Origin of the sequence: Flavobacterium procerum, from assembly GCF_042431625.1 — a bacterium.
GTDB lineage: Bacteria > Bacteroidota > Bacteroidia > Flavobacteriales > Flavobacteriaceae > Flavobacterium > Flavobacterium procerum.
This window is the reverse complement of sequence record NZ_JBHLYW010000029.1, coordinates 64,350-87,539: the sequence shown is the minus strand read 5'-3', so window position 1 is coordinate 87,539 and position 23,190 is coordinate 64,350. Positions and strand designations below refer to the sequence as shown.

Genomic DNA, 23,190 nt, shown 5'->3' with positions numbered 1-23,190 from the left:
GTGAGTATAAAACTTTTAGAAATATGCCACCCAAGCATCAATATCAATGTTGCCCATATGTTTATTATATTAAAGAAAAACACTATCTCTATAATAGAAAATATGATTAAGAAATAAGAAGTCTTTTGTTTAAACTTATTTAACATTAATACAAATATTTTCTAAATTTTCATTGTATCTAAGCCCGTAAGCTTTCCAATCTAAAGAATTCATTATGTTTGTGGTATATGACCTAATGCTTGTCTGTGTTGCTGCTAATATTAATGCCTCTTTTATTGCTTTATCTAAGGCTTCAATATTAAAATCCTCCAATTCTATAATCCACTTTTTATCTTTTAACATATTTCTTAAATCTCTACCTCCCGTATCTTTTGTGCATACAATTGGTAATCCACATGCTAATGCTTGTGCTTGTACCATTGCTAAGCCTTCTGCTCTAGAAGGCAAGACAAATACTTTTGCTTTCTTATAATAATTGATTAGTTTAGTCTGATCTACAGAATCAATATGAGTCATATTACTAAATTTAGGAAAATCCAAATTTATTATTGTACCTACATGCAGAAATGTCAAACTTGATTTTTCAAAATAATCAACTAATAAATCACATCCTTTTTCATATCTCCAGCCACCAACCATAATCACATCATAAATCTCATCAGAAGACAATTCAGTAGGCGAAAACATAGATAAATCTACTCCATACGGATTTTGAATTAGCTTATGTTCAGAAACACCTCGTTCAATAAAACTTTGTTTGACATGATCAGAAGCTATAGCTATATAGTCAGCAAGTTTATAACCTGTCAAAGAACGATTTAAAGAATACCTATCCTGTTGCACTGCTTTGGGAATTTGAGATAAAATTCTTTGTTGTTCTTCAATATGTTTACTTCCCCATTCTAATATAGTAACTGCATTAAATCTTTTTTTTGCAGTTACAAACGATTTTTTATAAACAGTCCCTAAGGCAATATAAACATCACATGGCTTCATAAAAAAGGACAAATAAGTATCTAATGCCCAATTAACTAATTTCAGTGAAAACGAAGGTTTTTTTGATAATTTTACTAATATTAAAAAAGGCAACATTATAACAAACAATGAAAAACTTGACTCTTTTTTTAAACCATATTTAATAGCTCTCCTTGTTGGCACATATGAATAAAAGCGAACCTCATGTCCTAATATTTCTAATTCTCTTGCTAAATCTAATAAATGAAAACGATGGGATGCCGCTATATTTATTCTCATCAAATTTTTATTTTTCTTTTATTCCAAGTTTGAATATAAATCGTCAAATCACCTCCTAAAAGAGATGGCACAACCAAATTGGAATGAACTTGACTTCTTGTTTTTAAATGTAATGCTGGATTACCGCTAATAACGCTCATTGTTTCTACATCATTAGCGACTAAAGATCCTGCTGCACAAACTGCTCCATAGCCAATTTTTCTACAGCTTGGCAAAATAAATGCTCGCGTTGCTATCCAAACATAGTCTTCAATCAATATTCCATGCGCCTTAAATTCCCAGTCAGGGGAGTCAATCAGATGACTGCAGGTTAAAATTTCAACTCCTGAACCTATTATTACGTTACTACCAATAGTAACATTTGTTCTTAAATCTATTAAATCTGTTTGTATTGAACTATTATTACCAATAATCAGATTATTGTTTGCTCTTCTCGCCAATGAAAAAGGCATAACAACATTATCACCTATTGTTGCACCATTTTTTCTGGCAATGAAACGAGCATAAGAATAATACAAGTGTTTTTTTAATCTTGCTCCTAAACCTAAATAATAACGAAACAGGGATCTATTTTGAATATCTAATTCATATTTTTTCCTATGATCCATAAATGTTTTTCATATCTTTTAGCTGGTACAATCTAAAATAAGAATACCCAACATGCATTACTACCAGAACTGCTGATATAGTAATATTAAAAATTAAAATCCCTTTTAAGCTTGTAATGTCAAAAATTAAAGCGCACAATACTATGGATAGTAGATTAATACCTATGTTGAAAATTGGATTTATAACCCAACCTCTTCCTCTACAAAGTGTATAGATTACAGTATATATTATGTTAAGGCAAAAAATAGTTACTGTCAAAACTAGTTCAAAATCTAAATTTTTATAGTTACTTCCTAAAAGCCAAATTATTTTAAATGAAAAAAGCCATGTAAAAAAAATAATGATAACACTAATGCCAAATAAAAGTAATTGAATTTTTATCATTTTATCAAACAGCTCTTTTTTTATATTTTGCAATCTTGAATAACGAGGTACTATGATAGTGTTAAACAGAATATTAAATAATGATAAAACCGCTCCTATTCTAAATAATGCTCCTACTTGTGCAATAGAAGCAGTTGCCCCAATAATTGACAAAATCCAAACGCTTATGTTAGTTGAAAAAATATTGTACACCTCAACAGGCAAAATACGGCTGACCATATGCAAAATATTCTTCTTGATTTGAACATCTTCTTTTTGATTAGAAGTAAACTTATTGGATATTTTTTTTAGCTTAAAATTTGCTATTATTCTTGGTATGCCAGTAGCAATTATTGCAATTGGTGTAAAAGGAATAAAAAAAACAGAGGGAATTGTCAATAATAATCTTCCCATGTTTGCCATTACTGCGTTTTTTTGTAAAGGTTTTATATCCTGATGTAGTTTAGGCGCAACCTCTAGCAAAGAATCAGAAAGATTCGCGTAGAAAACAGGAATTAACGACAGTAATATCAAAAGGGAATAATACCAACTGGCATTATTATGCATCAATAAATAAATCAACACTGAGCCAGCAATTAAAACACTTCCAAGAGCAAATCTTTTTCTTAAATTCATTCCGGTAGAAATAACCGCTCCTAATTTATTCTTATCCTGCCAAACTTTTCCTCCTTCTGCAATTACTCCCGAAACAATGCCTCCATCTGCTAATATATTCATAGCACCCAACATCGTATTAGCAAGTGTATAAATAGCATATTCAGCAATTGAAAAACTTCTAATGATAAAAAGACCACACCCAAAACTAATAATCTGAATTAAAACCTGAGCTCCTCCTGTAATACTTATTAACTTCCCCCAGTGTATCCAATCACTATATTTAGGATACGCTTTAAATTTGGAAATCTTTTCTTTCATTAATTTTGATACTTTTCAACTTTTCTCCAACAATTACACTTTTTTTTAACCAACCACAAATCGCCAGCGCCCATCTCTTTAACCAATGCTACCAAATCATATTTAGGTTTCCAAGACAAAGAACACTCTTGCTTACCTTTTGCAATAGCTGCGGTTGCCATTTTGATTTTACGGGTTACAAAAGTTTCGCCACGTCTTGAAGATTCATCATTGAACAAAATAGCATTACAAGCAAACACGTTATAAGCTTGGGTATATTTTTTTTCTGGTTTTAATTTTTTGAATTTAATTTCTCCCTAGCCAATTCCCTACCTGCAACTTCTTTCCTTAAACCGCTACTTGAAAACCGATGATCTCGAACATTAAAATGAAGTACAATTCCTTTTTGCTCGCAATAATCTCTTCCTGTAAATTTTTTGTCTTTATATTCTTCACCAAGAATTCTGACGTCAATTTTAAACGATCTCAAAATATCTTCCAAGTCTTGCTCGGTAGAATAAGGAATAATTTCGTCTACAAACTTGCATCCTTTAAGCTGAATATATCTTTCAACAACAGTTTGTGTAGGTTTATTTTTTTCAGGTCTGTCCACTGTCGGGTCGGTTTGTAACCCCACAATTAGATAATCACATTGTTCTTTTGCTTCTTCCAACATTTTAATATGACCAGCATGAAGGAGATCAAAAGCACTAAACGTTATTCCTATTTTCATGTTTTTCAAATTTTAAATTGCTCATATCATGGTACGGCTTCGCATCTCCAAGTCACATAATATTGGAAATTAATTACTTTATAATTCATAAAAATTGAACTAATGACAAAGACTGTTTTTCAATTTTTTGCAAAAGTATTCAACAGAGAAGCTTGAAAAAAGCCTAAAAATAAGAATTGCCTTATATTATTATAAATTTGACGTTTAGGTCAATCAGTAGGCACGTTGTTTAAAAGGCGTATAAGTGAAGAATTTAATGAAGAGTTATTGCCTATAAAAGCTTATTTCTTTACAGTCATTTACTCTAATAAATGAAAAAAAACAACATTACCATTTTCTTAATATTTGATCAATATGGTACAGTTTTCTACCTGTACAGATGCTCTTTTCAAAGATTACAGTTCAATACTATTTCAAATGACAGAAGCTGTCATTTATGAAAATCTTAAATAAATCGCAACATTTGACTCAAATCAATTAAACTTAAGATTTACTCTATATCTTATTGGTTTATTGATTATTACAAGTAAAAATATGAAAAATAATAATAAAAAATCAATTAATTTATTCGTAACTATCATAATTATCAAATAACCAGTAATTAGTTTGTAAAACATGTTTTAATATATTCTAATAGAAATATCTTACATCAATATTAATCTATTCCTATATATTTCAATTCTTAATATTTAAACTCTTTTGAGTATCACCAAAATGAAGAATAAAAGCCAAACTAAATCTTGTAATTAGCAAATTGCTTTAAATGTTTCACTAGTTTTATATTTCATAATAAATTGTATTCCTTCCTATTTTTAAATTACAATGCTATTTTAAAATTAAAACAGGTATTTTACACTATTACTATAATCTTCGAAAAATCGAGATTTGATTTCAATCAATTTTAATAGAAATTTACCCGAAGAATACGTTATCAAACATTATGTTTAAATGAAAAACATCACGATACTCTTTTACTTGTTTGGAATTTCAGTTTATGGCCAAATTTCAGGTTGTACAGATCCTCTTTCCAAAGACTACAATCCTGATGCTACTTTAAATGACGGGAGCTGTCACTATGAAAATCTTAAAGTAAAACCTCAATATTCATACAGAATAAACGATTCAATCAAAGAAACCTCGGGCTTGATTGCTTTTAACAAACTGCTTTGGACACATAACGACGATCACGACAAAACGATTTACGGAATTGATTCACTAGGAAAAATCAAAAAGAAAATAATTCTGAATCAAGTTACTAACCATGATTGGGAAGAAATATCGCAAGACAGTTTATACATTTACATGGGTGATTTCGGAAACAATTATTCAGGCAACAGAAAAAACCTTCAGATATTGAAAATTGAAAAGAACTCTTTTTTAGAAGAAAATCCAATAGTCGAAAAAATCGCTTTCAATTATTCAGATCAAACCGATTTTTCTGCTTCAAAACCTAATAAAACTAACTTTGACTGCGAGGCATTTATAATCTCAAAAGACAGTATTTATTTGTTTACAAAACAGTGGAATTCCTCAAAAACGAGCATTTACAGCCTGTCAAAACAAGAAGGAAATCAGACTGCCCAGTTAAAATCTACATTAGACACAGAAGGACTTGTTACCGGAGCTGTTTATTTTGAAGACAAAAAAATAGTCGTCTTGTGCGGGTACTCCAAAACCGGAAAATCATTTTTGTATATTTTGTATGATTTTAAAAACTTCGATTTCACTTCAGGCAACAAGCGAAAAATTAATTTAAAACTTCCTTTTCATCAAATAGAAGGAATTGCATCCAAAGACGGCCTTCATTATTTTATTACAAACGAATCCCTTATTCGCAAACCTATCATAAATACACCTCAGCAAATTCATTATTTAGATTTGAGCCCTGTTCTCGGTTTGTATCTCCATAAATAATTCGTAAATCGCGATATAATACCTTACTTTTGCAAAAAATTTTATTCTTGTGAATTACTTATCTGTAGAAAATATATCAAAGTCATTTGGCGAAAGAGTCCTTTTTGACAATATTTCATTTGGAATCAACAAAGACCAGAAAATCGCTTTTATTGCTAAAAACGGTTCGGGCAAAACCACGCTGATGAGCATTATCAATGGCATTGAAGAGCCAGATACTGGTCAAGTTGTATTGAGAAAAGGAATCAGAATGGCGTTTCTTTCTCAGGACAATAACCTGCAGGATGAGCTTACCATTGAAGAAAGTATTTTTGCTTCTGACAATGAAGCTTTGAAAGTAATTGAAGCTTACGAAAAGGCTTTGGAAAATCCAGATGACACAGAAGCCTATCAAAAAGCTTTTGATGCCATGGACCAGCATAATGCTTGGGATTTTGAAACACAGTACAAACAGATTTTATTCAAACTAAAACTGGAAGATTTTAAACTTAAAGTAAAGAATCTTTCGGGAGGCCAAAAAAAACGTCTTTCGCTGGCTATCATTCTAATCAATCGTCCGGATTTATTGATTTTGGATGAGCCGACAAACCATTTAGATCTTGAAATGATTGAATGGCTTGAAAGTTATTTTGCTAAAGAAAACATTACGCTGTTTATGGTAACGCACGACCGTTTCTTTTTAGAACGTGTCTGCAATGAAATCATCGAATTAGACAACGGAAAACTATATCAGTACAAAGGAAATTATTCTTATTACTTGCAAAAAAAAGAAGAAAGGATCTCTTCTGAAAATGCCAGCATTGATAAAGCTAAAAACTTATTTGTAAAAGAGTTAGAATGGATGCGTCGCCAGCCAAAAGCGAGAACGACCAAATCTAAATCACGTCAGGACGATTTTTACGTTATTAAGGAAAAAGCTCAGAGCCGAAGAAAAGAAAATAAAGTCGAGCTTGAAATTAATATGGAAAGAATGGGAAGCAAGATTATTGAGATCCATAAACTTTCTAAAAAATTCAAAGACCGTATCATTCTGGATGATTTCAGTTTCGATTTCCAACGTGGTGAAAGAATCGGAATTATTGGTAAAAACGGAACTGGAAAATCGACTTTCTTAAATCTTCTTACAGGTACAATTCCGCCAGACAGCGGACGAGTGGTAAAAGGCGATACTATAAAAGTTGGCTACTATACGCAATCTGGAATAAATCCGAAACCAGGACAGCGTGTTATCGATATCATAAAAGAATACGGAGAATATATTCCGCTCACAAAAGGAAAAATCATTTCGGCTTCGCAATTATTGGAACGTTTTCTTTTTGATGCGAAAAAACAGTACGATTATGTCGAAAAATTAAGCGGAGGAGAATTAAAACGTTTATACTTATGTACCGTTTTGATTCAGAATCCGAATTTTTTAATTCTAGATGAGCCAACAAACGATTTGGATATTGTGACTCTAAACGTTCTGGAAAGTTTTCTTCTCGATTATCCAGGATGCTTATTGGTAGTTTCTCATGATCGTTATTTTATGGATAAAATTGTAGATTATTTATTTGTTTTTAGAGGACAGGGCGAAATCGAAAATTTTCCAGGAAATTATTCCGACTTTAGAGCTTATGAAGATAGCGCCGATGTCGCCCAAAAAGAGGAGAACAAAGCTGAAAAGAAAGACTGGAAACAAAATAACCCAACAGGAAATCTTAGTTTCAACGAACAAAAAGAATATCAAAAAATCGAAAGAGAAATTAAAGATTTAGAAATTGAAAAGACTAAAATCGAACAATTATTTTCTGACGGAAAAGTAGCGGATAATGATATAGAGAAAAAAGCAAACGAACTGCAGCATATCATAAGCAAAATAGACGCAAAAGAAGAGCGTTGGTTTGAACTTTCGGCAAAACTTGAAGGATAGAACTAACTTCAGAAATTTGCAAAAAACAAAATTGCACTAAATCTGTAAATCTTGCGTTTTTATTGTCAAAATCTGTAAAAAAACAAACAAACTAATTTTTATTATATTAGCAATCTCAAAAAAAACACTATTATCATGAAAAAACTATTAGCATTATTATTTACTGTAACATTGCTTTCATCTTGTTCTATAGATGGCGGAAAAAATCCTGCTGATATTACGCCTAAAGATTATTCTACTGAAAATGAAGCACAAATTACAGATTACTTAGCCAAAAATAATCTTACTGCTAAAGCAATGGCCACAGGAACTGGTTTGTATGTTATTGTTAACGAACAAGGAACTGGCAAACGAGCTTCTAGTACGAGTAGCGTAACAGTCGCTTACAAAGGACATCTTATAAACGGTTCTGTTTTTGATCAAAGTAATACTGATGGAGCAACTTTTCAGTTAGATAGATTAATTCAAGGATGGATAGAAGGCATTCCTTATTTTCAAGAAGGCGGTAGCGGAGTTCTTTTGATTCCAGCACATTTAGGTTACGGAAGTTATGCAAAAAACGGGATTCCGGCAGGTTCTGTTTTAATTTTTGATATTAAACTAATTTCGGTAAACGATTAAATTTGAACTGAAAACTAATAAATGTTTTTTCAATTAAAAGCTTACCTAAAATTTCTCTGGGAATCTAAAAACGAGCACGGCGTTCATTCGCCGTTTGTTTTTTATTTGCTGACGAAATGTTTTTACGATAAAAAGACCAAACCTGAATATTCGATTTTAAACAATTATCGCAAATCTCTTTTAGAAAATCACAACTTTATAGAAGTTACCGATTTTGGAGCTGGCTCTAAAGTATTCAAATCAAACAGGAGGCAGATTTCTAAAATTGCAAAAACAGCCGGAATCACTTCAAAAAGAGCAAAATTACTTTTTCGTGTTACGAGTTATTTGCAGCCCAAAAACATTCTAGAAATCGGAACTTCTTTGGGGTTAGCCACTGCAGCTCTTTCTCTTGGAAATCCCAAAGCAAAAGTAATCACTCTTGAAGGATGTCCTGAGACTGGAGGAACGGCAAAAAATCAATTAGACCAGTTTGATTGTTCGAATGTAAATCCGATTATAACAGAATTTGGGAATTATCTTCAAAAAATCAGCACAAAACCAGAGACTGAACATTTTGACTTAATATACTTCGACGGCAATCATTCAAAACAAGCAACTTTAGATTATTTTGAATTATTGCTGCATACAGTTCACAACGATTCAGTTTGGATTTTTGATGACATACACTGGTCAAAAGATATGGAAGAAGCTTGGAAAATCATTAAAAATCACCCAAAAGTAAAAGTTACCATTGATACCTTTCAATGGGGATTTGTATTTTTTAGGTATGAACAAGAAAAAGAACATTTTATAATTCGAGCATAAAAAAAAGACAATCAGTATCGATTGTCTTTTTCGTTTCTATCTAATTCAAAATTATAATAAATTATTTTTTTGCTTCTTTGTTCTCTTCAGATTTAGCACCCATTCTGTTTACTGTGTACATTGGTGCGAATTTAACTTTCAAACCAGCAATTTTTCTGTTATCTTCTGATGTTAAGCCTTCTTTTTCAACTGTATTTTTACGACTGTCTAGCGCTTCGTACATCAACTTGATTTCATCCCAGTCTTCACGCGAATATTTATCTTTATTATCTTCTACAGTATGAACAAACTGCTGATAAACGCTGTGAATATTTTGTGCATTCACCCAGCTGAAATTCATATCGTCACCAATTTTTCCTGCACCAAAAAGCGCATCTCTTAATTGCTGTTTTGGACTAGCGGCCGGAGGGGCAAAAACGGTGGTCATTTCATTTTTAAATTCTTCGAATTTTGTTTTACTAGAACTGATTTTTTCGGTCGCTGCCGTGTTGTCTTTCAAATCTGCCAAAGCTGCATCAGCTTCTGCTGCTCTTCTATCATATTCTGATTCTACTGATGTCCAGTTTTCTTTTAAATTTTCTGCTGAAACATTTTTTACAGAATCAACATAAGCTACATAAGAATCAATCGTCTTTTGTGCTTTTTCTTGTTTTTCATCTTTACATGAAGTAAATCCTAAACCTAATAATGCAATTACTGCTGCTATTTTTATATTTTTCATAATTTTGATTGTTTAATTAATACATGTCAAATCTACTCAAACATTAACGGTTTAAATTACATCATTACCACGTTTTAAAGATTAAAAACATATAAAAACTATAAAAAACAAAAAATAGTAAGAATTATGCAAAATAAGACCAAAATAATATAATTGTTTTTTCTTTAGAAAAACATATTAATAGAAGAATCTCAAGACATAAAAAAGGAAACTGATTTCTGTAACAAAAAGCTATTTGGCACTACTTATAAAATATTGAAAAGTGTTTTGTACTTTTAAATCCAAAAATTGTAAGACAAATGGCAGAACCATTAATTAAAATAACCGACATAAGACGAAATTTTGTTCTAGGAAATGAAATCGTTTATGTTTTAAAAGGTGTTAATTTAGAAATAAAAAAAGGTGAATACGTGGCTTTAATGGGGCCATCTGGATCTGGAAAATCAACTTTAATGAATTTATTGGGCTGTCTAGACACTCCAACTTCCGGAAATTATATCTTGAATGGGAAAGATGTCAGCAAGATGCGCGATGATGAATTGGCAGAAATCCGAAACAAAGAGATTGGATTTGTTTTTCAAACCTTTAACCTTTTGCCAAGAACAACCGCTCTCGACAATGTTGCCTTACCAATGATTTATGCTGGCTACGGAAAATCGGAAAGAGTTGCCCGTGCTACCGAAGTTTTAAAACAAGTAAATCTTGCCGATAGAATGGATCACCAACCCAACCAGCTTTCTGGAGGACAGCGTCAGCGTGTTGCTGTAGCCAGAGCTTTGGTTAACAAACCTTCGATTATTTTGGCCGATGAGCCAACAGGAAATTTAGATAGTAAAACTTCTGTAGAAATCATGAAACTTTTTGGTGATATTCACTCTCAAGGAAATACTGTGATTCTTGTAACACACGAAGAAGATATCGCTGCCTATGCGCACCGTATAATTCGTTTAAGAGACGGATTAATTGAAAGCGATACAACTAAGTAATTTTAGCTTTAAACCAATCTTAAGCTAAAAACTGAACTCTAAACCTAAAATGAGAATATGCGTTTATTTTACTTTTTATTTATTCTTCTAACTTTTGCTTGCTGCAAAAAGGAAATAGAGAACAAAAACACTCATATTTCTCTGCCGCCCAAAGCGCCGAAAACCGAAATAAAATGGCTGACTGAAAATCCAGTTAAAATAAAAATCAAAAGTAATTTATCGTATCTGAAAGGTTTTGAATGTGATTCGGTTATTGGAATTGATTATATCGGATTTTCTGGCGAAGATTATTATCCTCCAATTAACGAAAAAGGACAATATATAAGCACCATTCGTAAAAAACAAAAACTTAATCAGCAGCAAATTTCAAAATTAAATACAATTCTCAGCGATAAAAAAATGTTCGAAAATCCGAACATTGCTGGTTGTTACGAACCAAGACTGGGATTTGTTTATTTTAGAAACAACGAAGTGATTTGCCAGACCATGGTTTGCATAGCCTGCTCACAGCTTGAATCATCTGCAGAAACTGCCGATTTGAATGGAAGTTTTAACCAAAAAGCAGAATTAGAATTCAAAAAACTAACCAGTGAACTCGGTTTTTCTAAAGACTAATCTAAAGAACTTAGCATCTCAGCATCTTAAAAAAATGAAAGTATATACCAAAACAGGCGATAAAGGAACAACGGCTCTATTCGGAGGAACACGAGTGCCTAAAGACCATATCCGTATTGACAGCTATGGAACTGTTGACGAACTGAACTCTTATATTGGTTTAATACGTGATCAGGAAATCGACACACATTACAAAACCATTTTAATTGAAATCCAAGATCGTCTTTTTACCGTTGGTGCCATTTTGGCAACTCCTCAAGAAAAAGAAGTTTTAAAAAATGGGAAACTTCGTTTAGAAAATCTTGGAATAATTGATTCAGATATCGAATTACTCGAAAACGAAATAGACAAAATGGATGAAAGCCTTCCACCAATGACTCATTTTGTTTTACCAGGCGGTCATCCGACTGTGTCACATTGTCATATTGCACGTTGTATATGCCGTCGCGCAGAACGTTTAGCAGTACATTTAAGCCATAATGAACACGTTCCAGAAATCGCAATTATGTACTTAAACCGACTTTCTGACTACCTTTTTGTCTTGGCACGGAAGTTGTCGTTTGACTTAAAAGCGGAGGAAGTGAAATGGATTCCGAGAAAGTAAATTTTCTTAAAATTCCAATTTTTTCAAATCCCAAATTCCAAAGAAAAAAAACAAATTCTTTCGAATTTTAAATTATAGAAATAAGGTTCTAAAAAAAAGAGATTCCACTACTATTTATTGGGGATTTGGAGTTTAAAAATTAGGATTTTATATCAATTATTGGAATTTAACAAGAGACGTTCTTAAATTTTATTAAAATAAATCAAAATTTACTTGTCTTTTTCAGTAAAAAAATTATTTTTGCACAAACTAAATAGATAACAGATGTATTGGACATTAGAATTAGCATCTTATTTAAGTGATGCGCCATGGCCTGCTAACAAAGACGAACTTATAGACTACGCTATTAGAGCAGGTGCTCCATTAGAAGTAGTAGAAAACCTTCAGTCTATCGAAGATGAAGGCGAGATATATGAATCTATGGAAGAAATTTGGCCTGATTATCCAACAGACGAAGATTATCTTTGGAATGAGGATGAATATTAGAAAATAAACCAAATGAAAAAGTCTCTCATCATAGAGACTTTTTTTTTGGCTCAAATATATATACATAAAATAGAAATACAATAAATCATGAGTTTCATAAACAGTATCATTAAAGTCTTTGTAGGCGATAAATCGCAAAAAGATGTCAAAGCTTTACAACCTTATTTAAACAAAATTAAAACATTCGAATCTACATTAATCAATTTGTCTAATGACGAATTGAGAGCTAGAACCGTTTATTTTAAACAAAAAATTAAAGATGCAAGAGCTGATAAAGATGCCAAAATTGCTTCTCTTAAAGCTGAAGTAGAAAACATCGAAGACATCGATAAAAGAGAAGATCTTTATGATGCTATAGACGCTCTTGAAAAAGAAGCTTATGAAAGCTCTGAAAAAACTTTATTAGAAATTCTTCCAGAAGCATTTTCTGTAGTAAAAGAAACGGCTCGTCGTTTTAAAGAGAATTCATATGTTGAAGTTACAGCAACTCCAAAAGACCGCGAGTTTTCTGCAACAAAACCATATATTACAATTGAGGGTGAAAAATCTATCTGGGCAAACAAATGGAATGCGGCCGGAAAAGATATTACTTGGGATATGATTCACTACGATGTTCAGTTGATTGGTGGTATGGTTTTGCACGAAGGTAAAGTTGCCGAAATGCAAACGGGAGAAGGTAAAACTTTGGTTGCTACTCTTCCGCTTTACTTAAATGCTTTAACAGGAAATGGAGTTCACTTAGTAACGGTGAACGACTACTTAGCAAAACGTGACAGCACATGGAAAGCTCCTTTATTTGAGTTCCACGGTTTATCTGTAGATTGTATAGATAATCACCAGCCAAGTACTGAAGCTAGAAAAAAAGCTTACGATGCTGATATCACTTACGGAACCAATAACGAATTTGGTTTTGACTACTTAAGAGATAATATGGCGCACTCGCCAAGCGATTTAGTACAGAGAAAACACAATTTCGCAATCGTCGACGAGGTCGATTCTGTATTAATTGATGATGCTAGAACACCTCTTATCATTTCAGGACCAGTTCCGCAAGGAGATCGTCATGAATTTAACGAATTGAAACCAAAAATTGAAAACTTAGTTGCACAACAACGTCAGTTAGCAAACGGTTTCTTAGCTGAAGCTAAAAAATTAATCAAAGAAGGAAATACTAAAGATGGAGGCTTCTTATTGTTAAGAGCTTACAGATCTTTACCTAAAAATAAAGCATTAATTAAATTTTTGAGTGAAGAAGGAATCAAACAATTGCTTCAAAAAACCGAAAATCAATATATGCAGGACAACAATCGCGAAATGCATAAAGTTGACGAAGCTTTGTACTTTGTGATTGAAGAAAAAAATAATCAAGTAGAATTAACAGATAATGGTATCAAATACCTTTCTGGAGATACAGATGCCGATTTCTTCGTTTTACCAGATATCGGAACTGAAATCGCTGCAATCGAAAAACAAAAACTAGACAAAGATGCTGAAGCAGAAGCAAGAGAAAGATTGTTTCAAGATTTTGGTGTAAAAAGCGAGCGTATTCATACACTAACGCAACTTTTAAAGGCATATGCTCTTTTTGAAAAAGATGTAGAATACGTGATTATGGACAACAAAATTATGATTGTCGATGAGCAAACTGGTCGTATCATGGATGGTCGTCGTTACTCAGACGGACTACACCAAGCGATTGAAGCAAAAGAAAATGTAAAAATCGAAGCGGCAACGCAGACTTTTGCTACTGTAACATTACAGAACTATTTCAGAATGTACAGCAAATTAGCTGGTATGACAGGTACTGCTGTTACTGAAGCTGGCGAGTTATGGCAAATTTACAAACTGGATGTTGTTGAAATTCCAACAAACCGCGGAATTGCTAGAATTGACAAAGAAGATTATATCTATAAAACAACACGTGAAAAATTCAATGCTGTTATTGAAGATGTTACTGAATTATCAAATGCTGGAAGACCAGTACTGATCGGAACAACTTCTGTAGAGATTTCAGAATTATTAAGCCGTATGCTAAAAATGAGAGGAATCACACACAACGTATTGAATGCGAAAATGCACAAGCAAGAAGCACAAATCGTTGAAGAAGCTGGTAAAGCCGGAGTTGTAACTATCGCAACAAATATGGCTGGTCGTGGTACCGATATCAAATTATCTCCAGAAGTAAAAGCTGCAGGAGGTTTGGCAATCGTTGGTACAGAACGTCATGATTCTCGTCGTGTAGACAGACAGTTGCGTGGTCGTTCTGGTCGTCAGGGAGACCCAGGAAGTTCTCAATTCTACGTTTCGCTTGAAGATAACTTAATGCGTTTATTTGGTTCTGAAAGAGTTGCTAAAGTAATGGACAGAATGGGACTTAAAGAAGGTGAAGTCATCCAGCATTCTATGATGACTAAATCTATCGAACGTGCACAGAAAAAAGTAGAAGAAAATAACTTTGGTGTTCGTAAACGTTTATTAGAATATGATGACGTAATGAACTCACAACGTGAAGTAGTTTACAAACGTCGTCGTCACGCTTTGTTTGGCGAACGTTTGAAATTGGATATCGCAAACATGCTTTATGATACTTGCGAATTAATTGTGAGTCAAAATAAAGTCGCAAACGATTATAAAGGATATGAATTTGATTTAATTCGTTATTTCGGAATTACTTCTCCAATCTCTGAAGCAGATTTCGTAAAATTATCTGATATCGAAGTTACTGGAAAAGTGTACAAAGAAGCTTTAGCATTCTATACAGAAAAAACAGAAAGAAGTGCAAGAGAAGCTTTCCCAATCATAAAAGGAGTTTTTGAAGAACCAAACAATCATTTCGAAAGAATTGTTGTTCCGTTTACAGACGGAATCAAAACTTTGAATGTTGTAACAGATTTGAAGAAAGCTTATGATAGCGAAGGAGCTCAGTTAATTGCTGATTTCGAGAAAAACATCACGCTTTCTATCGTTGACGAAGCTTGGAAAAAACACTTACGCAAAATGGACGAATTGAAACAATCTGTTCAATTGGCTGTTCACGAACAAAAAGATCCGTTGCTTATCTACAAATTAGAAGCTTTCAACTTGTTTAGAGGAATGTTAGACAACGTTAACAAAGAAGTTATTTCGTTCTTATTCAAAGGTGATTTGCCAGCTCAAAACACTCCTGAAATTCATGAAGCACGAGAAGTTCGTCAAAAAGAAAACTTTAAATTAAGTAAAGACGAAATTCCGAACAGCGAAGATATCAACCGTGAAGCGGGCGAAACACAACAGCGTCAAGTTACAGAAACTATCGTAAGAGATATGCCGAAGATCAACAGAAACGACAATGTTATCGTTCAGGAAGTTTCAACTGGAAAAACAGAAACTATGAAGTTCAAAAAAGCAGAAAGTTTAATTGCTGCAGGAACTTGGGTTTTGGTTAAATAATTCTATAAGAACCACATCTAGAGGTCAAAACATAAAATCTCCGATTATTTAATAGTCGGAGATTTTTTTATTTTTCACCATAACAGTATTGAGTTTCACAACACCTCATAGGAATCTTTTTCCTACATTTGCTCGTCAAAAAAACCTTAAAGCCGAAATTGAAAAATTATATTAAATCTTATTTTCCATTATTACTGACAATATTTTTTAGTTACTTTTTCATATTAATGATTAAGATTACACTGCAGTATTTTCCATTTAAAACTGACGCTGCTTTTCTTCAAATTAAACAAACAGAAGTCGCAGAGATTCCTTTGTATCTTGTGTTTTTCTATATTCATGTCTGCTCTTCTATTTTTGTGTTGTTAGCTGGCTTTTCACAATTTAATGATGTCCTATTAAAAACATATCCAAAGATTCACCAAATGATTGGGAAAATATATGTTTTTATGGTTCTTTTTCTAAGCGCACCTTCAGGTTTATTTATTGGACTTTTTGCTAATGGTGGATTTTACTCAAAAATATCCTTCTGCATCCTTTCTGTTTTGTGGTTTTATTTTACGCTCAAAGGTTTTACCACCATAAAAAATAAAAAAATCTCGTTACATAAAGCTTTTATGTTACGCAGTTTTGCCCTTACTTTTTCGGCCATAACATTGCGTCTATGGAAAGTCATTCTTGTAAACCTATTTCACCCCGCTCCAATGGATGTTTATCAAATTATCGCATGGCTTGGCTGGATTCCCAATTTATTAATTATCGAATATTATCTTTATAACCAATCAAAAAAATGAAAAAACTAGTTTATTTATTAGCTGCAGCTTTATTGTTTTCTTGTAACTCGAAAGAAAAAAACACAGCCGAGGACAAAAAAGAAACAGCACAACCAGAAGAGTTGCGAACTGATTTATACGGGTCTTGGGTTGGTGATTTTATTATTGCAGAACGCGATGCTACTAAATCCGAAAAAGAAAGGTATCGTAACACAATTAATATTATCATCAAAAAGATTACCTCGAAAGAAGTTATCGGACAAAGTATAGTCGCCGGAAACAACAGGCCTCTTACTGGAGTTATGACAAAAAGAGGAAACACGTATCATTTTACCCTCAAAGAGCCTGGAGATGATAAAAATGATGGAGTTTTTAATTTTGACGTAGTAAACGACACCATAATTTCTGGAATGTGGAAAGCTTACAATACCAAGAAAGAAGTTACTAAAAGAAAATTCGAACTGGTTAAAAAAGAATTTAAATACGATCCAAATGTAATGCTTCCTAACGAAGATTTATATGTTGATTATGAAAATCCAAAAGAGGAAGAAATAAGTCATGTAGAAGGTGAAGAAAATGAAGAAGAAAACTATGGCTCTACTCTTTACAGAATGGCTTCTCAAGACATTTTCAAAATCAATTCCTCAACACAAAAGCTAGAAGAGTCTGACATTAAAAACCTTAAAAAACTTGATTTAGAAATCCTTAGAAACACAATTTATGCGAGACATGGGCTTTCATTTAAAACCAGGACAGTCCGTCAGTTTTTTGATGGTGTCGAATGGTACATTCCAATCTCAACAAACGTTGAAGACAAATTGACAAAAATCGAACAACAAAATATTGTCCTATTGAAACGTTTCGAAAAATATGCCGAAGACAATTACGATACTTTTGGCAGATAATTTTCTCTAAGATTCTAAGTTTCTGAGACGATAAGGCTTTAAGTTTTTTTTTTAGCTTAGCATCTCAGAAACTTAGAAACTAATTTATCTTGGATTATCTTGATAATAACGCTCTTCTATTCTCTTAATATCTTTAATAGAATTCTTCGCCCAAAGCAAACGTTTTACCAAAATTTCTTCATCAGTCAGTTTCCAGTTAATATCGGATCTTCTTAATCTGTTTGTTAGATCTTGAATTATAATTGCTGCTGAAACCGAGATGTTCAGGCTTTCGGTAAAACCAACCATTGGTATTTTCAAGAAACCATCGGCATTGTCCATGATTTCTTTTGATAAACCTTCTTTTTCTGTTCCGAAAAACAAAGCGCTTGGTTTTGATATATCAAAATCTTCCAACATACAGTCTTTTTCGTGCGGTGTTGTTGCAATAATCTGATAACCTTTATTTTTCAAATCAGATAAACATCCCGAAACCGAATCAAAACGATTGATGTCTACCCATTTCTGCGCACCCAAAGCAATCTCTTTATCTATTCTTTTACCGAAACGCTGTTCGATTACATTCAATTCTTGAATCCCAAATACTTCGCAGCTGCGCATTACCGCGCTGGTGTTGTGCATTTGGTAAACATCTTCTACAGCAACTGTAAAATGTTTAGTCCTATTTTCTAACACTTTTAAAAAATTGGCTTTTCTATTTTCTGTTAAAATATTTTCTAAGAATTCGAGGTAATCTAAATCAATCATTTTATTTATGTTTGGCGCAAAAATACACATAAATACAAGAGCAAAAAGTATCTTTTACTATTTTAGTCAAACTACATCTCCTACAAAAACGGCATTCAATTTTTCATGCAATGCATTAACATTCATCAAATTTGCCAACACAGCATCGCCTTCATAAGAATCACCGCAAAAAACCTCATTTCTATTTTTGGAATGACTGTTTAGCCGCTCAAGCATTATCTCGATTTCTTCATCAGAATATTGGAGTTTTGCAAAGGATATAAATTTTTCTACCACATTTTTCATTCCTTCATTGTAATTCAGTAAAGTCACATTATTGTCTTTTCCATAAAAATATAGAAAAGCTTTAAAATATTTCTCCAATACTAATGCTCGGTATTGTGGTAAAGACAATTCGTGTAATTCGCTTTGTGTAATATCAAAAACACTCGCCGGAATTATATTCGGCACCATATGCATACCGGAATTTTTTTGATGAGATCGCAAAACTTCTGCGGGATTTCTATACAACAAAGCAAATGGTATTTTCGGAAAAAGTTTTCTCAAATAAGAAGCGACAAAAACACTCCAAGCATCAAGCTTTAAGATTATATTTTTTTGTTCTGAAAAGCGTTTTTGACCTAAGAGACTAATAACAGCTTTCAGCAATACGCTTTTGGACTGTAAATCAAAAGCCTCGCTTCTTAAAATCTGATCAATAATTCCTGCCTCAGAAATCATGACATTTTCATCAGAAGACGCCAAAGACTGGCTGAGCATGGTAGAACCACATCTTGAAACATGAAAAATCAAGGCTTTCAATTCTACAGATTCTATTTCGTTAGACCATTCAATCAGATTTTCTACTGTACTAACAAGTTTAAATCGTTTCGAATTGTAAGAATGAGCTCTGCATTTTGCAATAGTATCATCAAAAAATGGATCTGTCAATGTTAAGTCAGATAAGTAAATCCATTCAAAATAAATTTCATTTTCGTTTTCAACCAATTTAATCGGAATCCAATTGAATAAAGGATGTTTCATTTTTTCCATTGCGAAGTTATTTTGACTGAATTTCGGCTATAATTTGAGCCGTAACTTCAGATGGATTTCTTAAAAGTTCTGCAATAATCTGCTGTTTCACCTCATCAGAATATTGATTTTTATTCGTCGTTTCATTGATATCAAAACCCATTTTGGCAAACAGTTCATCAGACCATTCGTTTCTTATACAATCGAGCGTAAGATGAATCCTTGGTTCTGTACTATTGTTTTCTACACTATGCGTCAGCTGGAAATTACCGTACCAGCACTCGCCCATCTGCATCTGCACACGTTTATGATCGATATAAAAAAACACTTCATCATTTGTTAGAATGGGAATATGAATTCTAAAAAAACCGTCTTCATACGAAGTATCGTTATCAACATGTTCTTTTATTTCGCTTCCAGGTCCAAGCCTTAGTAAACGCACAGCTTCTTTTTCGCATTTAAACCAATCCATGATTTCCTTAAAACAAGAACAATTTTCAAGCAAAGGCGTGTTTTTATATTCTTTATCTGGAAACGAAAGAATATCGGTTTCTAATCCTGACTGAGAACGCAGCGAGACACTTGTCCAATTGCCTTCATAGCGATTGGTGTTAAAATGAGGTGTCCATAAACTGGTTTCGCAGACTGCAAGATCCTTTTGCAGTTTTTCGATAGAAAAAAAAACGGGAAGCTGAGAAGAAGAGGGATTCATAAAAGTAAGATTTGATTGGTTTGTAGGTAGATTATCGATAATAAATCTGTATAATTTTTGAACCGAAAGAGACAAGGGTTCTAAATCGGTTTTAAGAACTAAATCGGCATTTAACGGTCTTTCGTAAACATCGTCAATACCTGTGAAATTTTTTATTTTTTCAGCATTATTCTCCGGAAGCAAAGCTTTTTTATACAATCCTTTTGGATCTCTTTCGATTAGATTTCCTATTGAACAATCTAAAAATACTGTCCTTACAAAATTATTTCTTCGAATTTCGTTCCTAACAGCTTCATAGGGATTAATGACAGACATTAAAACAATCTTATTCTCTTTTACAATATCCCGCCCCACTTTAAAAAGTCTTCTGACATTTTCACAACGATCTTCTTTAGAAAAACCTAAATCCCGGCATAATGTTTTTCGGTAAACATCGCCATCAACAATTTCGGCCTCGTAGCCGTTTTGTTGCAGTAAATCACATACATTTTCTGCCAAGGTAGTTTTTCCCGCCCCCGACAATCCTGTAAACTGTATTAGAATCATTTAGCTTTCGGATTTTTTAATTCAAGATTAAAACTAAAAAAATTCTGACATTAAAACAATAGGTATAAACACTCGATGTTTCTGTCCAAAAAAAGACTCTAATCAAATTTTTCAGCTAAATAAATTATAGAATTAACTCGTTGGGTGGAATCGAATAAAACAACTTCATTCAAGAATTAAAAATCCAATTTGATCTGCAGAAATCTGCGTGAAATACTTTTCATATTGATTTTTCACACATATTTAGACAGATTTTTATCTAAGCTGATGTGATAGAATTGAAAAAAAATAATTTCAGCCAACGGGTTAGAATTATTATTTTTATCTTTTAATATACTTAAAAGCAATGAAAAAGAAACTTGTAGTTTTAACTGGTGCCGGAATTAGTGCCGAAAGTGGTATAAAAACATTCCGTGACAGTGGCGGTTTATGGGAAGGTCATGATGTTATGGAAGTAGCAACTCCCGAAGGATGGCAAAAAAATCAGGACTTGGTTTTAGACTTTTACAATAAAAGACGCCAGCAGTTAAAAGAAGTACAGCCGAATTTCGGACATCTAATTTTAGCCGAATTAGAAAAAGATTTTGATGTTTATATCATCACACAAAACGTAGATGATTTACACGAACGTGCAGGCAGTACAAAAGTCTTGCATCTGCATGGTGAATTACTAAAAGCAAGAAGCACAAGAAACAAAAACCATATTATAGACTGGACAGATGATTTGGTAACCGGCGATTTGGACGCCAACGGACATCAGTTAAGACCTCATATTGTTTGGTTTGGAGAAGAAGTTCCTGCTCTAGAAGAAGCGATTGATATTACCGAAACAGCAGATTATTTTGCCGTTATCGGAACCTCGTTGCAGGTTTATCCTGCCGCGGGATTAATTTCTTACACTCCTGGTTCGACTCCTGTTTTTTATATTGACCCAAATCCGATTTCGATTCCTAATATTCGAAACAAAGTAGAAACAATTGCAAAATTTGCATCGGAAGGAGTTGCCGATTTACGAAACCGATTAAATTCACTTTAAACACATAAATGCGTCTTTTGGTTACTTCTAATCGCTAAATTCTCTTTATATTTGCACCTTTCGAAAAACAACATAACAATGACTACTCTAAACGAATTGAATGCTATATCGCCTATTGACGGAAGATATAGAAGTAAAACCAAAAATTTGGCACCTTTCTTCTCCGAAGAAGCTTTAATAAAATATCGTGTTTTAGTTGAAGTTGAATACTTTATTGCTTTATGCGAAATTCCGTTACCTCAATTAAAAGGCATTGATTCTAATTTATTTGAAAGTTTAAGAAATATCTATAAAAATTTCTCTACTGAAGATGCCCTTTGGATCAAAGAAACAGAAAAGGTAACCAATCACGATGTTAAAGCGGTTGAATACTTTATTAAAGATGCTTTTGAAAAATTAGGTTTATCTCAACACAAAGAGTTCATTCACTTCGGATTAACGTCTCAGGATATCAACAACACTGCTATTCCTCTTTCTACAAAAGAAGCTTTTGAGCAGGTTTACATGCCAACTTTAGTCTCTTTAATTGCGAAATTGAAAGAATTAAGCGTTGAATGGAAGGATATTCCGATGCTGGCTCGTACACACGGACAGCCGGCTTCTCCTACACGTTTAGGAAAAGAAATTTTGGTTTTCGTAGAGCGTTTAGAAGAGCAGATGCGTTTGTTGTTCAACATTCCGTTTGCGGCTAAATTTGGCGGTGCAACAGGAAACTTCAATGCGCATCATGTAGCTTATCCACAAATTGACTGGAAACAGTTTGGAAATAAATTTGTTGAAACTGATTTAGGTTTACACCACTCTTTTCCGACAACTCAAATAGAACATTACGATCATTTTGCGGCATTTTTTGATGGTTTAAAAAGAATCAACAATATCATTATCGATTTAGATCGTGATATTTGGACTTACGTTTCAATGGATTACTTTAAACAGAAAATTAAAGCTGGTGAAATTGGTTCGTCTGCAATGCCTCATAAAGTAAACCCAATTGACTTTGAAAATTCTGAAGGAAACTTAGGAATCGCAAATGCTATTTTTGAACATTTGGCAGCAAAACTTCCAATCTCAAGATTACAGCGCGACTTAACAGACAGTACGGTTTTAAGAAATGTTGGTGTACCGATGGGACATACGATTATTGCTTTTGAAGCTACTTTGAAAGGTTTGAATAAATTACTTTTAAACGAAAGTAAATTTGCTGAAGATTTAGAGAAAAACTGGGCTGTGGTCGCAGAAGCTATTCAAACAATTTTGCGTCGCGAAGCCTATCCAAACCCATATGAGGCCTTAAAAGGTCTGACAAGAACAAATGAAGCGATTGATAAAAATGCAATTCATAATTTTATTGCAACTTTAGAAGTTTCAGATGCAGTTAGAGCTGAATTATTACAAATAACACCTAGTAATTACACAGGAATTTAAATAAAATCTAAAATATTTTGCCAAAAAAAGCTATCTTTATCGAGATAGCTTTTTTTATTAATTATT

21 protein-coding genes and 1 pseudogene are annotated in these 23,190 nt (G+C 33.0%); 13 read left to right on the top strand and 9 right to left on the bottom strand.

What is annotated here, in order from left to right; all coding sequences use genetic code 11:
• Positions 1-135: 135 nt before the first annotated feature.
• From ACFFLS_RS23065 to ACFFLS_RS23045, 5 genes and pseudogenes are all read right to left on the bottom strand, one after another.
• Complete coding sequence (locus ACFFLS_RS23065; RefSeq protein ID WP_379683056.1) at positions 136-1,254, bottom strand: glycosyltransferase family 4 protein; 1,119 nt, start codon at positions 1,252-1,254, stop codon at positions 136-138.
• Positions 1,254-1,862, bottom strand: a complete 609-nt coding sequence (locus ACFFLS_RS23060; protein WP_379683057.1) for an acyltransferase — start codon at positions 1,860-1,862, stop codon at positions 1,254-1,256. The genes ACFFLS_RS23065 and ACFFLS_RS23060 overlap by 1 nt, the downstream gene beginning before the upstream one ends.
• Complete coding sequence (locus tag ACFFLS_RS23055; protein ID WP_379683058.1) at positions 1,852-3,162, bottom strand: lipopolysaccharide biosynthesis protein; 1,311 nt, start codon at positions 3,160-3,162, stop codon at positions 1,852-1,854. The genes ACFFLS_RS23060 and ACFFLS_RS23055 overlap by 11 nt, the downstream gene beginning before the upstream one ends.
• Positions 3,163-3,284: 122 nt before the next feature.
• A pseudogene (locus tag ACFFLS_RS23050) lies at positions 3,285-3,425 on the bottom strand (GDP-mannose 4,6-dehydratase); the annotation flags it as partial.
• Between the two features lie 8 nt (positions 3,426-3,433).
• Positions 3,434-3,874, bottom strand: coding sequence for an adenylyltransferase/cytidyltransferase family protein (locus ACFFLS_RS23045; RefSeq protein ID WP_379683059.1), 441 nt, complete (start codon positions 3,872-3,874; stop codon positions 3,434-3,436).
• Between the two features lie 948 nt (positions 3,875-4,822).
• Between ACFFLS_RS23045 and ACFFLS_RS23040 the strand changes: the two genes are divergently transcribed.
• The 4 genes from ACFFLS_RS23040 (at position 4,823) to ACFFLS_RS23025 (ending at position 9,128) form a co-directional block, all read left to right on the top strand.
• The gene (locus tag ACFFLS_RS23040; protein ID WP_379683060.1) at positions 4,823-5,788 is read left to right on the top strand and encodes a T9SS C-terminal target domain-containing protein; all 966 of its coding nucleotides are present in this window, start codon (positions 4,823-4,825) and stop codon (positions 5,786-5,788) included.
• A 49-nt stretch (positions 5,789-5,837) separates the two neighbouring features.
• Positions 5,838-7,700 carry an ABC-F family ATP-binding cassette domain-containing protein gene (locus ACFFLS_RS23035; protein WP_379683061.1) on the top strand — a complete coding sequence of 621 codons (1,863 nt, stop codon included), beginning with the start codon at positions 5,838-5,840 and terminating at the stop codon, positions 7,698-7,700.
• 135 nt (positions 7,701-7,835) lie between these two features.
• Complete coding sequence (locus tag ACFFLS_RS23030; RefSeq protein ID WP_379683062.1) at positions 7,836-8,321, top strand: FKBP-type peptidyl-prolyl cis-trans isomerase; 486 nt, start codon at positions 7,836-7,838, stop codon at positions 8,319-8,321.
• Positions 8,322-8,342: 21 nt separating this feature from the next.
• Complete coding sequence (locus ACFFLS_RS23025) at positions 8,343-9,128, top strand: O-methyltransferase (RefSeq protein ID WP_379683063.1); 786 nt, start codon at positions 8,343-8,345, stop codon at positions 9,126-9,128.
• A gap of 61 nt (positions 9,129-9,189) precedes the next feature.
• Here the strand turns inward: ACFFLS_RS23025 and ACFFLS_RS23020 are convergent, their stop codons facing one another.
• Positions 9,190-9,849, bottom strand: a complete 660-nt coding sequence (locus ACFFLS_RS23020; RefSeq protein ID WP_379683064.1) for a DUF6565 domain-containing protein — start codon at positions 9,847-9,849, stop codon at positions 9,190-9,192.
• Between the two features lie 299 nt (positions 9,850-10,148).
• On the opposite strand from ACFFLS_RS23020, the gene ACFFLS_RS23015 reads away from it, so the two are divergent.
• From ACFFLS_RS23015 to ACFFLS_RS22985, 7 genes are all read left to right on the top strand, one after another.
• A complete protein-coding gene (locus ACFFLS_RS23015; protein ID WP_379683065.1) occupies positions 10,149-10,835 on the top strand; it encodes an ABC transporter ATP-binding protein in 687 nt (228 codons plus the stop codon).
• 57 nt (positions 10,836-10,892) lie between these two features.
• Entirely contained in the window at positions 10,893-11,450 is a 558-nt protein-coding gene (locus tag ACFFLS_RS23010; RefSeq protein ID WP_379683066.1) for a hypothetical protein, read from the top strand.
• A gap of 34 nt (positions 11,451-11,484) precedes the next feature.
• Entirely contained in the window at positions 11,485-12,054 is a 570-nt protein-coding gene (locus tag ACFFLS_RS23005; protein WP_379683067.1) for a cob(I)yrinic acid a,c-diamide adenosyltransferase, read from the top strand.
• Positions 12,055-12,318: 264 nt separating this feature from the next.
• Positions 12,319-12,540 (top strand): DUF2795 domain-containing protein, encoded by a 222-nt coding sequence (locus ACFFLS_RS23000; RefSeq protein WP_007138072.1) that lies wholly within the window; start codon positions 12,319-12,321, stop codon positions 12,538-12,540.
• A gap of 87 nt (positions 12,541-12,627) precedes the next feature.
• Positions 12,628-15,969, top strand: a complete 3,342-nt coding sequence (gene secA / locus ACFFLS_RS22995; protein ID WP_379683068.1) for a preprotein translocase subunit SecA — start codon at positions 12,628-12,630, stop codon at positions 15,967-15,969.
• Between the two features lie 227 nt (positions 15,970-16,196).
• A complete protein-coding gene (locus ACFFLS_RS22990; protein ID WP_379683069.1) occupies positions 16,197-16,763 on the top strand; it encodes a DUF2306 domain-containing protein in 567 nt (188 codons plus the stop codon).
• A complete protein-coding gene (locus ACFFLS_RS22985) occupies positions 16,760-17,647 on the top strand; it encodes a YARHG domain-containing protein (protein WP_379683070.1) in 888 nt (295 codons plus the stop codon). Before ACFFLS_RS22990 ends, ACFFLS_RS22985 begins: the two co-directional genes overlap by 4 nt.
• An 84-nt stretch (positions 17,648-17,731) precedes the next feature.
• Here the strand turns inward: ACFFLS_RS22985 and ACFFLS_RS22980 are convergent, their stop codons facing one another.
• From ACFFLS_RS22980 to cysC, 3 genes are all read right to left on the bottom strand, one after another.
• Positions 17,732-18,394, bottom strand: coding sequence for a TrmH family RNA methyltransferase (locus ACFFLS_RS22980; RefSeq protein ID WP_379683071.1), 663 nt, complete (start codon positions 18,392-18,394; stop codon positions 17,732-17,734).
• 66 nt (positions 18,395-18,460) lie between these two features.
• The gene (locus ACFFLS_RS22975) at positions 18,461-19,426 is read right to left on the bottom strand and encodes a sulfotransferase family protein (protein WP_379683072.1); all 966 of its coding nucleotides are present in this window, start codon (positions 19,424-19,426) and stop codon (positions 18,461-18,463) included.
• A gap of 7 nt (positions 19,427-19,433) precedes the next feature.
• A complete protein-coding gene (cysC, locus tag ACFFLS_RS22970; RefSeq protein ID WP_379683073.1) occupies positions 19,434-20,663 on the bottom strand; it encodes an adenylyl-sulfate kinase in 1,230 nt (409 codons plus the stop codon).
• A 346-nt stretch (positions 20,664-21,009) separates the two neighbouring features.
• On the opposite strand from cysC, the gene ACFFLS_RS22965 reads away from it, so the two are divergent.
• Together ACFFLS_RS22965 and purB are read left to right on the top strand one after the other, a co-directional pair.
• On the top strand, positions 21,010-21,699 hold the full coding sequence (locus ACFFLS_RS22965; protein WP_379683074.1) for an SIR2 family NAD-dependent protein deacylase: 690 nt from the start codon (positions 21,010-21,012) through the stop codon (positions 21,697-21,699).
• A gap of 78 nt (positions 21,700-21,777) precedes the next feature.
• The gene (purB, locus tag ACFFLS_RS22960) at positions 21,778-23,124 is read left to right on the top strand and encodes an adenylosuccinate lyase (protein WP_379683075.1); all 1,347 of its coding nucleotides are present in this window, start codon (positions 21,778-21,780) and stop codon (positions 23,122-23,124) included.
• Positions 23,125-23,190 lie beyond the last annotated feature (66 nt).

Excerpts from the sequence above, each read along its gene's own strand:
- ACFFLS_RS23010 (WP_379683066.1), top strand. The coding sequence starts at position 10,893 with ATGCGTTTATTTTACTTTTTATTTATTCTTCTAACTTTTGCTTGCTGC.
- cysC (WP_379683073.1), bottom strand. The coding sequence starts at position 20,663 with ATGATTCTAATACAGTTTACAGGATTGTCGGGGGCGGGAAAAACTACC.
- ACFFLS_RS23000 (WP_007138072.1), top strand. The coding sequence starts at position 12,319 with ATGTATTGGACATTAGAATTAGCATCTTATTTAAGTGATGCGCCATGG.
- ACFFLS_RS22965 (WP_379683074.1), top strand. The coding sequence starts at position 21,010 with ATGAAAAAGAAACTTGTAGTTTTAACTGGTGCCGGAATTAGTGCCGAA.
- ACFFLS_RS23055 (WP_379683058.1), bottom strand. The coding sequence starts at position 3,162 with ATGAAAGAAAAGATTTCCAAATTTAAAGCGTATCCTAAATATAGTGAT.
- ACFFLS_RS23020 (WP_379683064.1), bottom strand. The coding sequence starts at position 9,849 with ATGAAAAATATAAAAATAGCAGCAGTAATTGCATTATTAGGTTTAGGA.
- ACFFLS_RS23060 (WP_379683057.1), bottom strand. The coding sequence starts at position 1,862 with ATGGATCATAGGAAAAAATATGAATTAGATATTCAAAATAGATCCCTG.
- ACFFLS_RS23065 (WP_379683056.1), bottom strand. The coding sequence starts at position 1,254 with ATGAGAATAAATATAGCGGCATCCCATCGTTTTCATTTATTAGATTTA.
- ACFFLS_RS22990 (WP_379683069.1), top strand. The coding sequence starts at position 16,197 with ATGATTAAGATTACACTGCAGTATTTTCCATTTAAAACTGACGCTGCT.
- ACFFLS_RS22985 (WP_379683070.1), top strand. The coding sequence starts at position 16,760 with ATGAAAAAACTAGTTTATTTATTAGCTGCAGCTTTATTGTTTTCTTGT.
- secA (WP_379683068.1), top strand. The coding sequence starts at position 12,628 with ATGAGTTTCATAAACAGTATCATTAAAGTCTTTGTAGGCGATAAATCG.
- ACFFLS_RS22980 (WP_379683071.1), bottom strand. The coding sequence starts at position 18,394 with ATGATTGATTTAGATTACCTCGAATTCTTAGAAAATATTTTAACAGAA.
- ACFFLS_RS23015 (WP_379683065.1), top strand. The coding sequence starts at position 10,149 with ATGGCAGAACCATTAATTAAAATAACCGACATAAGACGAAATTTTGTT.
- ACFFLS_RS23005 (WP_379683067.1), top strand. The coding sequence starts at position 11,485 with ATGAAAGTATATACCAAAACAGGCGATAAAGGAACAACGGCTCTATTC.
- ACFFLS_RS22975 (WP_379683072.1), bottom strand. The coding sequence starts at position 19,426 with ATGGAAAAAATGAAACATCCTTTATTCAATTGGATTCCGATTAAATTG.
- purB (WP_379683075.1), top strand. The coding sequence starts at position 21,778 with ATGACTACTCTAAACGAATTGAATGCTATATCGCCTATTGACGGAAGA.
- ACFFLS_RS23025 (WP_379683063.1), top strand. The coding sequence starts at position 8,343 with ATGTTTTTTCAATTAAAAGCTTACCTAAAATTTCTCTGGGAATCTAAA.
- ACFFLS_RS23040 (WP_379683060.1), top strand. The coding sequence starts at position 4,823 with ATGAAAAACATCACGATACTCTTTTACTTGTTTGGAATTTCAGTTTAT.
- ACFFLS_RS23030 (WP_379683062.1), top strand. The coding sequence starts at position 7,836 with ATGAAAAAACTATTAGCATTATTATTTACTGTAACATTGCTTTCATCT.
- ACFFLS_RS23045 (WP_379683059.1), bottom strand. The coding sequence starts at position 3,874 with ATGAAAATAGGAATAACGTTTAGTGCTTTTGATCTCCTTCATGCTGGT.